At 60.0% G+C, this 14,029-nt stretch carries 14 protein-coding genes; 12 read left to right on the top strand and 2 right to left on the bottom strand.

Annotated features, from left to right (window positions below):
* Window positions 1–98: 98 nt before the first annotated feature.
* The 6 genes from glpQ to ACTG27_RS03245 all read left to right on the top strand — a co-directional run bounded on the left by glpQ (window position 99) and on the right by ACTG27_RS03245 (window position 5,883).
* Entirely contained in the window at window positions 99–1,187 is a 1,089-nt protein-coding gene (gene glpQ / locus ACTG27_RS03220) for a glycerophosphodiester phosphodiesterase (protein WP_439979082.1), read from the top strand.
* 218 nt (window positions 1,188–1,405) lie between these two features.
* The gene (gene eco / locus ACTG27_RS03225; RefSeq protein ID WP_005337529.1) at window positions 1,406–1,888 is read left to right on the top strand and encodes a serine protease inhibitor ecotin; all 483 of its coding nucleotides are present in this window, start codon (window positions 1,406–1,408) and stop codon (window positions 1,886–1,888) included.
* A 298-nt stretch (window positions 1,889–2,186) separates the two neighbouring features.
* Window positions 2,187–2,558 carry a DUF413 domain-containing protein gene (gene maoP / locus ACTG27_RS03230; RefSeq protein WP_005337527.1) on the top strand — a complete coding sequence of 124 codons (372 nt, stop codon included), beginning with the start codon at window positions 2,187–2,189 and terminating at the stop codon, window positions 2,556–2,558.
* Window positions 2,558–3,430, top strand: coding sequence for an HTH-type transcriptional regulator HdfR (gene hdfR / locus ACTG27_RS03235; RefSeq protein ID WP_005337525.1), 873 nt, complete (start codon window positions 2,558–2,560; stop codon window positions 3,428–3,430). Before maoP ends, hdfR begins: the two co-directional genes overlap by 1 nt.
* A gap of 175 nt (window positions 3,431–3,605) precedes the next feature.
* Window positions 3,606–4,547 carry a hypothetical protein gene (locus tag ACTG27_RS03240; RefSeq protein WP_439979083.1) on the top strand — a complete coding sequence of 314 codons (942 nt, stop codon included), beginning with the start codon at window positions 3,606–3,608 and terminating at the stop codon, window positions 4,545–4,547.
* Window positions 4,548–4,692: 145 nt separating this feature from the next.
* Window positions 4,693–5,883: an amino acid aminotransferase gene (locus ACTG27_RS03245; protein ID WP_005350888.1), complete on the top strand. Its 1,191-nt coding sequence runs from the start codon at window positions 4,693–4,695 to the stop codon at window positions 5,881–5,883.
* Window positions 5,884–5,998: 115 nt separating this feature from the next.
* Here the strand turns inward: ACTG27_RS03245 and ACTG27_RS03250 are convergent, their stop codons facing one another.
* Window positions 5,999–6,502, bottom strand: coding sequence for a DUF2062 domain-containing protein (locus tag ACTG27_RS03250; protein WP_158111213.1), 504 nt, complete (start codon window positions 6,500–6,502; stop codon window positions 5,999–6,001).
* A complete protein-coding gene (locus tag ACTG27_RS03255) occupies window positions 6,496–7,014 on the bottom strand; it encodes a DUF2062 domain-containing protein (protein ID WP_005350890.1) in 519 nt (172 codons plus the stop codon). Before ACTG27_RS03255 ends, ACTG27_RS03250 begins: the two co-directional genes overlap by 7 nt.
* Before the next feature lie 27 nt (window positions 7,015–7,041).
* On the opposite strand from ACTG27_RS03255, the gene ACTG27_RS03260 reads away from it, so the two are divergent.
* From ACTG27_RS03260 to uvrY, 6 genes are all read left to right on the top strand, one after another.
* On the top strand, window positions 7,042–9,243 hold the full coding sequence (locus ACTG27_RS03260) for a DNA internalization-related competence protein ComEC/Rec2 (protein ID WP_439979084.1): 2,202 nt from the start codon (window positions 7,042–7,044) through the stop codon (window positions 9,241–9,243).
* Window positions 9,244–9,347: 104 nt separating this feature from the next.
* Window positions 9,348–11,111: a lipid A ABC transporter ATP-binding protein/permease MsbA gene (gene msbA / locus ACTG27_RS03265; protein WP_005359702.1), complete on the top strand. Its 1,764-nt coding sequence runs from the start codon at window positions 9,348–9,350 to the stop codon at window positions 11,109–11,111.
* Entirely contained in the window at window positions 11,111–12,106 is a 996-nt protein-coding gene (gene lpxK / locus ACTG27_RS03270; RefSeq protein ID WP_439979085.1) for a tetraacyldisaccharide 4'-kinase, read from the top strand. Before msbA ends, lpxK begins: the two co-directional genes overlap by 1 nt.
* A 121-nt stretch (window positions 12,107–12,227) precedes the next feature.
* On the top strand, window positions 12,228–12,416 hold the full coding sequence (locus ACTG27_RS03275) for a Trm112 family protein (RefSeq protein ID WP_439979086.1): 189 nt from the start codon (window positions 12,228–12,230) through the stop codon (window positions 12,414–12,416).
* Complete coding sequence (kdsB, locus tag ACTG27_RS03280) at window positions 12,413–13,162, top strand: 3-deoxy-manno-octulosonate cytidylyltransferase (protein ID WP_439979087.1); 750 nt, start codon at window positions 12,413–12,415, stop codon at window positions 13,160–13,162. Before ACTG27_RS03275 ends, kdsB begins: the two co-directional genes overlap by 4 nt.
* Window positions 13,163–13,374: 212 nt before the next feature.
* The gene (gene uvrY / locus ACTG27_RS03285) at window positions 13,375–14,019 is read left to right on the top strand and encodes a UvrY/SirA/GacA family response regulator transcription factor (protein WP_005337448.1); all 645 of its coding nucleotides are present in this window, start codon (window positions 13,375–13,377) and stop codon (window positions 14,017–14,019) included.
* Window positions 14,020–14,029: the final 10 nt, after the last annotated feature.

Genomic DNA, 14,029 nt, shown 5'->3' on the forward strand with positions numbered 1-14,029 from the left:
GGTGGGCAGTGCGCTGCTGCCCACCGCTTTCCACCGTAAATATGCAACAAACCTCTGATAGAACAATTACCTACACACAATAATAAAGAGCATCACATATGAAAAAACTCGCCGTTTCCCTCATCGCCTTGAGCCTTGGGGCATCCCTCTCATTACCCGTGTTGGCTGCCGATGAAGGCAAGGTGGTGATCGCCCACCGTGGCGCTTCCGGCTACCTGCCCGAGCATACCCTGGAGTCCAAGGCGCTGGCCTATGGCATGGGGGCTGACTATCTGGAGCAGGATCTGGTGATGACCAAGGATGACCAGCTGGTGGTGATGCACGATCACTTCCTCGATGGCATCACCGATGTGGCTGCGCGCTTCCCTGGCCGTGCCCGTCCGGACGGTCGTTACTATGTGGTGGATTTTACCCTGGACGAGGTGCGTTCCCTGCGTATGACCGAGCCGTTCCAGCTGGTGGATGGCAAGCAGGTGCCGGTCTATCCGGCCCGTTTCGCGCTCTGGAAGTCAGACTTCAAGATCCACACCTTCCAGGAGGAGATCGAGATGATCCAGGGGCTCAACAAGAGCACCGGCAAGAACATCGGCATCTACCCGGAGATCAAGGCGCCCTGGCTGTTCCGTCACGAAGGCAAGGATATCTCCAAAGCAGTGCTGAGGGTGCTCAAGGAGTACGGCTACACCGGGAAGGATGACAAGGTCTATCTGCAGTGCTTCGATGCCGATGAACTCAAGCGCATCAACAGCGAGCTGATGCCCGCCATGGGTATGGATCTGAAACTGGTGCAGCTGATGGCCGAGACCGACTGGAACGAGACCATGGTCTACGACGCCAAGGGTAAGGCGACCCCCTACAACTATGACTGGATGTTCAAGCCGGGAGCGATGAAAACCATCGCCAGCTATGCCGAAGGGATTGGCCCGTGGAAACCGATGATCGTCACCGAGCCGGGCACTTTGGGCAAACCGGTCTTCACCGGCATGGTAAAAGAAGCCCATGCGGCGGGCCTGAAAGTTCACCCCTATACCTTCCGTCAGGATGAGGGGCAGATCCCGGCCTATGCCAAGGACTTTACCGATCTCCTTAACATCTTCCTCTATCAGGCCGATGTGGATGGGGTGTTCAGCGACTTCCCCGACAAGGCGGTGGCCGTCATCAAGGCCCATCAAGAGGCGGCCAAATAGCACTCTGGCGCCATTTGAATGCAAAGCGAGGCTAATTGGCCTCGCTTTTTGTTTCAGGTTCCCGCAACGGGAGTGTGCGCCCTGTCAGAAAATAGCCAGATCACGTCATGGTGTGCCGGATCTGCATCATTTTACGCAGTTTTTACGTAGCAGATCGCTGGCATGAAATCGGCAGAGCGGTTAGTCTAGCGGCGTTGAACCAACCCCATGAGGTACAGATGAAAACCGTATTGCGTTTTAGCCTGCTGGGCGCCTTGTTGCTGGGTGGCCATGCCTTCGCCGCCGAGCCGAAAAAATTTGATATCAGCATGTTCCCAGCCGCTGACGTGAATCAGGAACGTGTGGTGATCCGCCTGCCTGAAGTCGAGAAAGAAGCCGACATGATGGTCGAGCTGCAGGTCGGCAAAAAGATGATGGTTGATTGCAACGTACCGCGTTTTGCAGGCAACCTGGAACAGCACAGCGTCAAAGGCTGGGGCTACAACTACCTGAAACTGGGCAAAGTCTCCGACCCCATCAGCACCCTGATGATGTGCCCGGATAACCAACAGAAAGAGACCTTCGTCCAGATCTACGGTCAGGGCTTCTTCGTGAACTACAACTCAAAACTGCCGTTCGTGATCTACGTGCCGCAGGAGTATGAAGTGCGCTACCGTCTGTGGCGTGCCGACAACTTGGCCCAACCGGCCATGATTGAGTAAGCATGTTTGAACCAAAGGTTCAGCTGGTTCACCTGATGTGATAAATAAAGCGCCGTATGGCGCTTTATTTTTGCCTGCACAGTCCAAAAAGTGACGTGCAAATTGGCTGCACGTTTACATAAGTTTATTATTTATCAACGTTTTTTGTGTGTTATGCCACAAAATCGGCGTCAACGATGGGGCAAAGTGACTTCGATAAAAGATATTTATTAACATAGTGAGAAAATTGATTTTGCACTCGGCGATGGCCTGATGATACTTGCCCGCAAAGGTCAAACTAACCAGAAAAAAGAGCACTATGAGCTTCGAATCAGACAAGCGTTTCAACGACTTCAAACATTTTCCCCGTGGCCTGCGTCGCAGTGGCGAATTCACTGTGGCCGAAGCGGACAGTCTGGAAAAGTATGGTACCGCCATGCTGGCACTCTACCAGGGCAACCTTGCACCCCGTGACGATGTCGAGTCCGCCTTCGTCGAACAGGTCAAATCCGGCGCAGCCGGTGCCAACCCCCATGCCAAGGTGTGGTTCAAGTACCTCAAGGTGATCGGTCCCAAGCGCGTTCATCGCCTCTGCACCGTCGTTGGCGGCGCCAGCGAAGAGAGCAGCGGTGGCGGCAGCTTTGATGTCGGCGGTGGCAGCGGCGGCGGCAGTGACGAGTCCATCGATTAATGGATACCGAGCTGCTTCGGACCTTTATCGAGGTGAGCAAGACCCGGCACTTTGGCCGGGCTGCTGAAAATCTCTATCTGACCCAGTCGGCGGTGAGCTTCAGGATCCGCCAGCTTGAACAGCAACTCGGTGTTAGTCTGTTTGCCCGTCATCGCAACAACATCCGTTTGACAGCCTCCGGTGAGCGTCTGCTGCCCTATGCAGACGCCATCCTCCATACCCTCGGTCGTGCCAAACAGGATGTGGCGCTCTCGCCCGGTTTCAGCCAGCAGCTGGCTATCGGTGCTCCCGCCGTCTTCTGGGAGCTCGATTTCAATGACTGGCTCAACCACATCTATGCGCTGGCGCCCGGCTTGGCGGTGCGGCTGGAAACGGCTTCCCGCGAGCACCTCTGCCGTCAGTTGCTGGAACGCTCTCTCGATTTGGCTCTGCTCTCCGAGCCGACCAAGATCGACGAGATTGCCCTGCATCCCATCGGGGAGCTGGTGTTCGAGCTGGTGAGCCGGGATCCGGCGGCCAATGCTGACAACCTGATGCAGATGCCCCACATCCATCTCGACTGGGGTACCAGCTTCGAGCCGCAGCCGAGCCGGTTGCAGAGCCTGCAAAAGACCCCGGTGCTGCACTCCAGCTCTGCCAGCATGGCGTTGCAGTTCGTGCTGGCCAACGGTGGCGCTGCCTACCTGCCACGGCGGATGGTCAGCCCCTTCCTCGAGAAGGGGGCGTTGCATCTGGTAGAAGGGGGCCAGCCGCTGAGCCGTCCGCTCTATCTCGCTTATCTGGAGAAATCCGATCGCCGGGAGCTGATCGATCAGCTGTTGACCCTGCCACTGGGTTGGCACGACGCCGAACTGCGCCTCAACGTCGAATAAGCGTCGAGTGTTATCCAAGAAAGAGCCCACCCCACGGTGGGCTCTTCTGTTTGGGGAAAATTGCAGGGAGCGAAGTCACGTAATTGGCGCGGGAGGCTTGGCGTCATCGGCCTGTAACGGTACCTTTTCAGGCTGTTTGTTTATCCGATTGAGCACTGACAGGGATGGATTGTAATTGATCGACTTTAGTCACCCCGAATGGCGGGCACTGGCGCAGCAGTTGCTGAGCCACTCACCTGTGGTGATCCGTGGCCGCCAGTGGCAACCGCTGGTGGGCCTGCTCAAGGATAACCAGCTGCTGCTCGCCCATGGCAGCCACTGCTATGAGCTCACCCCGGCCGGACGGCGCTATCTCACCCGCGAGCTGATGCTGGCCGAGATCGCCACCGCGCCCCCCGAACCTGAGGAGTGGTTGCATGCTCAGGGCTGGCAATTGGGGGAGCTGGTCAACGAACGGGTGCTGGCGGCGCTCTATCGCAAGAGCGAAGTGAACTTCACCCCCAACGAGCAGATTGATTTCGAGGACAAGGGGATCCGGCTCTGTGCCGATCAGCTGTTGCGCTTGCGCGCCGCCCAGCCGTTCAGCCTCTTTTTCAGCGGCGGCACCCTGATCGACGCAGCCCCCTGGTTGCAGGCGCTGGGGGAGGTGGCGCTGCCCGAGCGCACCCTGGCGGGTCTTGGCAAGATCCTGTGGGGGGAGGGGAGTATCGAGCGGGTGATCACCACAGACAGCGTTGGCGCCTTTGCCGAGCTGCCTCTTGAACCCGGCACCTTGCTGGTGTGGTCCCCCCCATCGGCTCCTCTAGCCTTGCAGCAGGTGGTGGCCGCCTTGCCCCCCAATGTGCTGTGGAGTCATCTCACCGCCCTCGACCCTGCCGGGGTGGATCGGCTGCAGGCGCTGGCCCAGCGCTTGGGCCGTCCGGCCAGCTGGTGGCTGCCCCGTGATCTGGCCCCCATCCTCAGCGCGTATGCCCAACCTTTGATTGAGGCTCGGCCCTGGGAGCTGAGCCGGATCCCCAAGTCATTGTTAGCAGTTTGTAGCGGTTTGGTTGAGTCCAATGGTGGCTTGTCTGCCGAGGTGTGCGCACTGGCGCCAGCGTGGCATGCCGTTGGTTGAAATTGGCCTGAAAGCGAGCCAAAAAGCGGTTTTCCCCCATTGAACGCGGTGATATAAAGAGTTGACGAAGCGCTCGCCAGATGAGCGCTTTTGTTTATCAAGCCGCTTTGCCACCCAACGAACTCAACGGAATACAGGGAATACCATGTTTGAAAAGGTTGTTGCCGCCCCAGCGGATCCGATCCTGGGCCTGACCGAAGCCTTCCGCGCTGACTCTCGCAGCCACAAGATCAATCTGGGCGTAGGGATCTACAAGGACGAGTCCGGTGCCACCCCCATTCTTCACTGCGTCAAGAAAGCCGAGCAGAAGCTGCTGACCGACGAGAAGACAAAGAACTACCTCGGTATTGAAGGCAATATCGAATATGGCCGCATCGTGCAGCAACTGCTGTTCGGGCAGCATTCTGCGTTGGTTGCCAGCGGCCGCGCCAAGACCGCCCAAGCGCCGGGCGGCACCGGCGCCCTGCGTATCGCGGCCGAATTCGTGGTGCGCAACGGTCTGGCCAAGACCATCTGGATCTCCGATCCCACCTGGGCCAACCACGTCAGCGTATTCCAGGCCGCGGGCCTGACCGTCAAGTGGTACAAGTACTACGACGCCGCCACCAAGGGACTCGACTTTGCCGCCATGCAGGCCTCGCTGGCCGAAGTGCAGCCGGGTGAGCTGGTGCTGCTGCACGGTTGCTGCCACAACCCGACCGGTATCGACCCCACTAGCGATCAGTGGCGCGCGCTGGCCAAGCAGAGTGCTGCTGCCGGCTGGTTGCCGCTGTTTGACTTCGCCTATCAGGGTTTTGCCCGTGGTATCGAAGAGGATGCCGAAGGCCTGCGTATCTTCGCCGAGTGCCATGACGAGCTGCTGGTGGCGAGCTCCTTCTCCAAGAACTTCGGCCTCTATAACGAGCGGGTCGGCGCCTTCACGCTGGTGAGCGCGACCAAGGAGATTGCCGATGTGGCCTTCACTCAGGTCAAGACCGTGATCCGTGCCAACTACTCCAACCCGCCGTCACACGGCGCCGCTGTGGTCACCGCCGTGGTGAGCGATCCGGCTCTCTATGCCGAGTGGGTCGAAGAAGTGGCCGCCATGCGGGTGCGTATTCGCGAGATGCGCGAGCTGCTGGTAGAGAAGCTGGCTGCCCTCGGCGTGAGCCAGGATTTCAGCTTTATCCGCGAGCAGAACGGCATGTTCTCCTTCTCCGGTCTCACCAAGGATCAGGTGGAGCGCCTCAAGAGCGAATTTGCCATCTACATCGTCGGCTCAGGCCGGATCAGCGTAGCCGGTATTACCCGCGCCAATATCGATCCCCTGTGCGAGGCCATTGCCAAGGTGCTGTAATCGCATCGCCTGATGCTCTGGCACTATGCAGCACTATGCCATGAAAAAGCCCGTCATCTTGGTGACGGGCTTTTTTGATCGCCAACGGCTGATCGTCAAACGATGGGAAGGGGGCTCACTGGTGGCGGGCACCTTGCCACAGCTTGCGCAGTTGCAGCAGCAGCGCGGTCAGGGCGCCGCCGCTCAGGGCGGTGAGTACCGCCAGCAGCAGGCTGCCGAGCAGGAAGGGAGGCACCAGAGTGGCCGCCTCCTGCTCCAGCCAGTGCAGGGTCCAGCTGAGGCGGAAAGGCTCCGGTGTCTGGTGCAGTACCAGACAACCGGTGCGATAGGCGTAGAGATACATGAACGGCAAAGTCAGCGGATTGTTGAACCAGACCGCCAGCAGCGCCAGTGGCAGGTTGAGGCTGAATGCCAGCGCCAGACCGACTGCGATGAGCGAGTGCATCGGGATGGGGAACCAGCAGGCGAAGATCCCGGCCGCCACCGCACCACTCAGGGCGCGAGTGCCCCCTTGCCAGAGGGCAGGGGCAAGCAGTCGCTCACCAAACAGGGCAAACCACTTCTGCTGGCGAAGCGTGTCGGGATCGAGCTTGAAGCGGGAAAACCAGCGACTCAGCATGGGCGGGCCATCTTGCGTTTTTGCCACTGGCGCACCGTGCTGATCCGCCAAAAGGTACGGATCAGGGTGTAACCGATAAGAGAACTGAGCAGGGCAAGGATCAGCGAGCCCAGCAACAGCGGCGGTGCCACAGTTCCCAGCACCGAGACCAGCCACTCCCAAGTGAACTCAATCTCTATCTGCTGCGCCGAATGTCCCAGCAGCTGGCAACCCACCAGATAGGCACCATAGAGCAGGGGCGGCATGGTAAAGGGGTTGGAGAGCCAGACCAGCGCCACCGAGAGCGGCAGATTGACCCGGCACAGGATGGCTCCACCGGCAGCCAGCAGCATCTGGCAGGGGAGCGGCACCCAGGCCATGAAGAGGCCCACCGCAAATGCCCCGGCAGCCGAGCGGCGGTTGAGGTGCCAGAGGTTGGCATCGAGCAGCAGTTTGCCGAACAGCCGCAGGTGCTTGTGTTCTTTCAGGGTTTGCTGATCGGGCATCCAGCGTTTAATGAGTCGTTTGGGCATATTGAAACCTTGCTAAATACTTGCTCCATGGATCTGCGTCTGTTGTCGTTTGCCCTGGGGGCAAGCTCCTCACTGCTCTGGCCATGGTTACCTTCACTCGCATGGGGGGGCCTGTTGCTGTCCCTGCTGATCCCCCTTGCATATTGCCGTGCCTGGCGGTGGCTGTTTCTCCTGCTCGGCATCCTCTGGATGCAGGCCAATCTTGCCTATCGGCTGGCCTGGCTGGAGCGGTTGGGCGATCAGACGAGCCACATGATAACCGCACAGCTGCAAAGTGCAGAGCCCGAGGGGGATAAATTTGTCCGGCTGCTGCTGCGGGTGAGCATCCTCGACGAACAACCGGTGACACCTGAGCCCCTGATCCGGGTCAATGCCTATCAGGCATTGCCAGCCATGACGGTAGGTAGCCGGATCACCCTGATGACCTCGTTGAAACCGGCTCACGGTCTGGCCAACGAGGCGGGGCTGGATGGGCGGCGTCTGCTGCTGGGCAAGGGGATCACCGCCACCGGCAATCTGCGTCGGGTGATAGATATTCAACAGGCACCTGCGGGTTGGCGTGAACGCTGGTTGGGGGCCGCGACCGAGAGTTGGCGTCCACTTGATCATGCTCACTTGCTGGCGGCGCTCACTTTTGGCGAGCAGAGCGGCATCACGGATGCCCAGTGGGAGCTGTTTCGCGGCAGCGGCCTGACCCATATCATCGCCATCTCAGGGCAACACATCGCGCTGGTGGCGGTGCTTGGGTGGTGGTTGGGCAGGCTGTTTGGTCTGCGCGGCGCCATCATCACCTCCCTGCTGTTTGCCGCTGTCTACAGCGCGTTGGCCGGATTTGCAGTGGCCACCGAACGGGCTCTGATCATGGTGCTGGTGTGGAGTGTGCTGCGCTGGAGCCGGCGGGAGTGGCCGGCCTGGCGCATCTGGCTGTGGGCCTTTGTTGTGCTGACCCTCTGGGATCCCTTCGCCCTCTATTCGGCCGGCTTCTGGCTTTCGTTTCTGGCGGTGGCCATCCTGCTGCTGGTGGGATATCTCCACGACAAGCCGGGGCTCTGGCAGATCCAGCTCTGGCTGCTGCTTGGTCTGCTGCCGCTGCAACTGGCATTGTTCGAGGGGATAGCGCCTCTTGCCATGGTGATCAACCTGTTGGCGGTACCGCTCTTTTGTATCGCCATCATACCGCTGGCGTTGATTGGGGTGCTGCTGGCGCCGATCTCCACTTTGCTCGCCTACGGCCTGTTCTGGCTGGCGGATCTGGGGCTCGAGTGGGTGCTGACGATCCTGAGCTGGCTTTCCGAACAACTGCAACTGTGGTGGCCACTGCCCGGTTGGTGGCTACCGCTTTGCACCCTGCTGTTGCTGCTCTGGTTCGCCGCGCAGTGGCGCCCGGCACGCTGGCTCTGGCTACCGGGTCTGTGTGCGCTGTTGTTGGCGCTCTGGCCAACGCCAGTCCGCTGGCAACTGCGGGTGCTGGATGTGGGGCAAGGGCTGGCAGTGCTGATCAGCAAGGGGGAGCGTGCCATCCTCTATGACACAGGTGATCGCTATCCCGGAGGCTACAACATGGCGGACGCGGTGATCCTGCCTCAGCTGAGCCATCTGGGGATCCGGGTCATCGATCGCCTCATCATCAGCCACAATGATCGGGACCATGCCGGCAATCGCAAGCGACTGCTCAGCGCCATGCCGGTGCGCCACGAGTTCTCCTCTTACCCCTTCAGTGAGGGAACCACCCTGTGCCAGCGTGGGCAACAGTGGCGCTGGCAGGGGCTCTCGTTTGCAGTGCTCTGGCCAGAACGTCCCGGTGGCGGGCGCAATAACGATGGCTGCGTAGTGCGTATCAACGATGGGCAGCGCAGCGTGCTGCTCAGTGCCGATATCGAGCGGCAGGCCGAGCAGCGGCTGGTGGCGCTGGAGGGAAAGGGATTGGCCAGCACCTTGCTGGTGAGCCCCCATCATGGCAGTCGCACCTCCTCCACGCCCCCGTTTGTCGCGGCGGTGGCGGCAAAGGATGTGATCCACAGCGCCGGCTTTATGAATCAGTGGGGCTTTCCCCGTCCCGATGTAGTGGCCCGCTATCGGGATGCCCGCCAGTGGATCACCGGTCAGCAAGGGGCGATGCTGGTCGAACCCACCGCAGCGGGCTTGAGCGTCACCGCCGAGCGAGATCTGGGGCCCTGGTACCGGCGCAGTGGCGACTGGTGGCGACCGCGAGTGTGGTTTGAGCAATAATCCGCCATTTCTGCCGTGTGGGAATGCGATATAGGTGGCGGCGCTTGGTGTAAGCCTGCGCTTTGGCTAGAATAGCCCGTCATTTCCATTACTAACGGCTATTCATGCAACAAGAAACCTCACAAGAGAGCTGGCCAGTATTCAAACGCCTGCTCGGTTATGTCCGTGATCGCAAGCTGGGCCTGGTCGGTGGCATCATAGGGATGCTGGGCTACGCCGCCGTGGATACCACCTTTGTCTACTCCATCAAGCCGCTGATCGATCAGGGCATCAATGGCAACGACAGCACCGTTCTGAAATGGATGCCCTTCTTCGTCCTCGGCATCGTGGCCCTGCGCGGTGTCGCCAACTTTCTCTCCAACTACTGCATGGCCTGGGTCGGCAACCACGTTGTGATGCGTCTGCAACAGCAGGTGTTCAATCACATGGTGGCGATGCCGATGAGCTTCTTCGACCGCCAGAACACCGGTCATCTGCTCTCCAAGGTGACCTATGACGCCAGTCAGGTCTCCTCGGCGGCGAGCACCACGCTGGTGACCCTGGTGCGGGAAGGGGCGACCGTGGTCGGTCTGCTCGGCCTGATGTTCTGGCACTCCTGGCAGTTATCGGTGATTTTCCTGGTGGTTGGCCCGCTGGTGGGGGTCATCATCGGCCTTATCAGCCGTCGTTTCCGCCAGATCAGCCGTCACATTCAGCAGGCGGTGGGTGATATCACCACCTCCACCGAGCAGATGCTCAAAGGGCACAAAGAGGTGCTGATGTTTGGTGGCCAGAAGGTGGAAGAGAAACGCTTCTTCCAGGTCAGCAACAACATGCGCCAGCAGACTATGAAGATGGTCGCCGCCGATGCCATCGGCAGCCCTGTTGTGCAGATGGTTGCCTCCATCGCGCTGGCTGCCTTCCTCTACGTCGCGACCATTGACAGCGTCAAGTCAACTCTGACGGCCGGTACGTTTACCGTCATGATCACCTCCATGATGATGCTGCTCAAGCCGCTGAAAAGCCTGACCGACGTCAACAACCAGTTCCAGCGCGCCATCACCGCCTGCCACAGCCTGTTTGGCCTGCTCGACACCGAGCCGGAGCAGGATACTGGCACCCGCACTCTGGAGCGTGCCCGCGGCGAGATCGAGTTTCGCAACGTCACCTTCACCTACCCGACCAAGGATACTCCGGCGCTGCACAACGTCAGCTTCAAGGTGGAGGCGGGTAAATCGGTGGCGCTGGTGGGCCGTTCCGGCTCTGGCAAGAGTACCATTGCCAGCCTGCTGACCCGCTTCTACGACATCGATCAGGGCGAGATCCTGCTGGACGGCATCAACATCCGCGAATACAAGTTGAGCGAGCTGCGCAAGCAGTACGCGCTGGTCTCCCAGCATGTTCACCTGTTCAATGACTCGGTGGCCAACAACATCGCCTACGCCGCAGAAGACAAATACAGCCGAGACCAGATCGTGCAGGCCGCCCGTATCGCTCACGCCGACGAGTTCGTCAGCAAGATGAGCAACGGGTATGACACTGTGGTTGGCGAGAACGGTGCATCCCTTTCCGGCGGCCAGCGTCAGCGTGTTGCCATTGCGCGCGCCCTGCTGCGCGATGCGCCGGTTCTACTGCTGGATGAGGCCACCTCGGCCCTCGATACCGAATCCGAGCGCCACATTCAGGCGGCTATCGACGAGCTTTGCAAGGCGCGTACCTCGCTGGTGATCGCCCACCGTCTCTCCACCATCGAGAAGGCGGACGAGATCCTGGTGATCGACGAAGGTCATATCGTCGAGCGCGGTAACCACGAAGCACTGATGGAGCAGCGCGGCACCTATGCCCAGCTGCGCGCCATTCAGTTTGGCAACGCGGGAAGCAAGGCCTGATGCTGGAACGGCTCTGGTATCGCAAAAGTGGCTGGCGCTGGTTGCTGGCCCCCTTTGCCCTGCTGTTTGCCATCATCAGCGGCACCCGCCGCTACGCCTATCGTCATGGCTGGCGCAAGGGGTATCGCTCCTCCTGGCCGGTGATCGTGGTGGGCAATATTTCGGTGGGGGGTAACGGCAAGACGCCGGTGGTGGTCTGGCTGGTGGAGCAGTTGCAAGCCCGCGGCTATCGCCCCGGGGTGGTGAGCCGTGGCTATGGTGGCAAGGCGCCCCATTACCCCTATCGGCTGGATGAGACCAGCACCACGGCGCAAGCAGGTGATGAGCCTGTGTTGATTGCCCGGCGCTGCGGTTGTCCGGTGGTGGTTGCCCCGAAACGGGCCGACGCGGTACGACTGCTGGAGCAGAGCGGTGAGGTGGATATCATCATCACCGACGACGGCCTGCAGCACTACGCGCTGGCCCGCGACATCGAGCTGGTGGTGGTGGACGGAGCGCGCCGTTTCGGCAATGCCTGCCTGCTGCCCATGGGGCCGCTGCGCGAGCCGGTCACTCGTCTCAAACGGGTGGACGCCATCATCTGCAACGGCGGCGAGCCGGGCAAGGGGGAGTACCCCATGCAACTGGTCGCCGACACCCCGCGCCGGGTGCGCGACGATGCCCCGCTGGCTGCCCCCTTGTCGGGGCCGGTCGATGCGTTGGCTGGGATCGGTCATCCGCCCCGCTTCTTTGCCACCCTGGAAGGGCTCGGCTATCAGCTGGATCAACAGGCCGCCTACGGCGATCATCACCCCTTCGATCGGGATGAGCTGGTGGGCCGCTTTGCCAGCAAGCCGCTGCTGATGACCGAGAAGGATGCGGTCAAGTGTCGTCCGTTTGCCCTCGCAAACTGGTGGTATCTGCCGGTCAGTGCCGAGTTGCCCGCCTCCTTGCTCGATACCCTGCTGCACAAGCTGGGGACAAAGGGGAAGGGCGCGATCAGGGCGCAAGATTAATCTCTCTCGCCTCAGTGGGGGAGCAGGGGGTTGATATGCCCCGTATGGAATATCTGGTTGCTCGACATCCATCGCTGGCGTGATGAAGCCGCCAGCGCGACATCGTTGAAGGAGTATCGTTTTGGCTTTGGACATCAAGTTGCTCGACATCATCGCCTGCCCAGTCTGCAAGGGTAAGCTGCACTACAACAAAGCAGTTCATGAGCTGGTCTGCCGCTTCGACAAGCTGGCCTATCCGCTGGAAGATGGGATCCCGGTACTACTGGAGAACCGTGCCCGTCCGCTCAACAGCGATGAGCTGCCGTCATGAGTTTCGTCGTCGTCATTCCTGCCCGCTATGCGTCAACCCGTCTGCCGGGCAAGCCGCTGGCGGATATCCATGGCAAGCCCATGGTGCAGCACGTGGTGGAGAAAGCCCTGCAATCGGGTGCCGATCGGGTGATCGTCGCCACCGATGACGAGCGGGTGCAGCAGGCACTGCTGAGCACCGGCGTCGAGGTGTGCATGACCTCACCGGATCATCAGTCCGGCACCGAGCGTCTGGCCGAGGTGTGTCGTCACTACGGCTTTGCCGCCGATACCATCATCGTCAATGTGCAGGGGGATGAGCCGCTCATTCCGCCCGCCATCATTCGTCAGGTAGCGGATAATCTGGCCGCCGCCACGGCGCCGATGGCGACCCTGTCGGTGCCGATCCAGGATGCCGAAGAGGCGTTCAATCCGAACGCAGTGAAAGTGGTGACTGACAAGGATGGTTACGCCCTCTACTTCAGTCGCGCCAGCATACCCTGGGATCGGGATCGTTTTGCCAACAGTCACGAGCAGATTGGTGACCACTACCAGCGTCATATCGGCATCTACGCCTATCGCGCCGGCTTTATCCAGCGTTACATAGACTGGGCACCGAGCGTGCTGGAGCAGGTCGAGGCACTGGAGCAACTGCGGGTGCTCTGGTACGGGGAGAAGATCCACGTCGCCCAGGCCCTTGAAGCGCCGCCGGTCGGGGTGGATACCCAGGCCGATCTGGAGAAGGTGCGGGCCTTTTTGGCCAAGTGATGGCCACAGCACTAACATCATGAAAAACGGTGTCGCAAGACACCGTTTTTTGTTTTGAAAATTTATATAATTATTTGATTTTAAACGCTAAACATGGGTTTTCTCAAACTTTTGGCGTGCATGGTTTGCCAAAGCGACGAGTTTGGTTATGATGCAAGACGCCCTGTTAACCCTAACCGGGCGGCTAAAACGAGATAAAACGGGGTGTTTGGGTGATAAATGTATTCCTGGTCGATGATCATGAGCTGGTGCGTACAGGGATAAGACGCATTCTTGAAGATGTGCGCGGGATCAAGGTGGTGGGCGAAGCACAGAGCGGCGAGACCGCAGTCACTTTCTGCCGCCAACACCATCCGGACGTGATCCTGATGGACATGAACATGCCGGGTATTGGTGGTCTGGAAGCGACCCGCAAAATTCTGCGGATCCGCCCCGATGTGCGCATCATAGTGCTGACAATTCATTCAGAAAATCCGTTCCCCACCAAGGTGATGCAGGCCGGCGCTGCCGGTTACCTGACCAAGGGGGCAGCCCCTGACGAGATGATCCAGGCGATCCGGTTGGTGCACTCCGGTCAGCGCTACATCTCCCCGGAGATTGCCCAGCAGATGGCCCTCAGCCAATTTGCCTCCGCTGACGAGAATCCCTTCAAGTCCCTCTCCGAGCGCGAGCTGCAGATCATGATGATGATCACCAAGGGGCAGAAGGTGACTGATATCTCCGAGCAGCTCAACCTGAGCCCGAAGACGGTCAACAGCTACCGCTATCGTCTGTTCAGCAAGCTGGGGATCAACGGTGACGTGGAACTGACCCATCTGGCCATTCGCTATGGCATGCTGGATGCCGATACCCTCTAATCGGGTGGCG

This window comes from Aeromonas sp. 97A (genome assembly GCF_051919185.1).
Lineage (GTDB): Bacteria > Pseudomonadota > Gammaproteobacteria > Enterobacterales > Aeromonadaceae > Aeromonas > Aeromonas veronii.

Excerpts from the sequence above, each read along its gene's own strand:
- hdfR (WP_005337525.1), top strand. The coding sequence starts at position 2,558 with ATGGATACCGAGCTGCTTCGGACCTTTATCGAGGTGAGCAAGACCCGG.
- ACTG27_RS03245 (WP_005350888.1), top strand. The coding sequence starts at position 4,693 with ATGTTTGAAAAGGTTGTTGCCGCCCCAGCGGATCCGATCCTGGGCCTG.
- kdsB (WP_439979087.1), top strand. The coding sequence starts at position 12,413 with ATGAGTTTCGTCGTCGTCATTCCTGCCCGCTATGCGTCAACCCGTCTG.
- ACTG27_RS03260 (WP_439979084.1), top strand. The coding sequence starts at position 7,042 with ATGGATCTGCGTCTGTTGTCGTTTGCCCTGGGGGCAAGCTCCTCACTG.
- ACTG27_RS03255 (WP_005350890.1), bottom strand. The coding sequence starts at position 7,014 with ATGCCCAAACGACTCATTAAACGCTGGATGCCCGATCAGCAAACCCTG.
- glpQ (WP_439979082.1), top strand. The coding sequence starts at position 99 with ATGAAAAAACTCGCCGTTTCCCTCATCGCCTTGAGCCTTGGGGCATCC.
- maoP (WP_005337527.1), top strand. The coding sequence starts at position 2,187 with ATGAGCTTCGAATCAGACAAGCGTTTCAACGACTTCAAACATTTTCCC.
- ACTG27_RS03250 (WP_158111213.1), bottom strand. The coding sequence starts at position 6,502 with ATGCTGAGTCGCTGGTTTTCCCGCTTCAAGCTCGATCCCGACACGCTT.
- msbA (WP_005359702.1), top strand. The coding sequence starts at position 9,348 with ATGCAACAAGAAACCTCACAAGAGAGCTGGCCAGTATTCAAACGCCTG.
- eco (WP_005337529.1), top strand. The coding sequence starts at position 1,406 with ATGAAAACCGTATTGCGTTTTAGCCTGCTGGGCGCCTTGTTGCTGGGT.
- lpxK (WP_439979085.1), top strand. The coding sequence starts at position 11,111 with ATGCTGGAACGGCTCTGGTATCGCAAAAGTGGCTGGCGCTGGTTGCTG.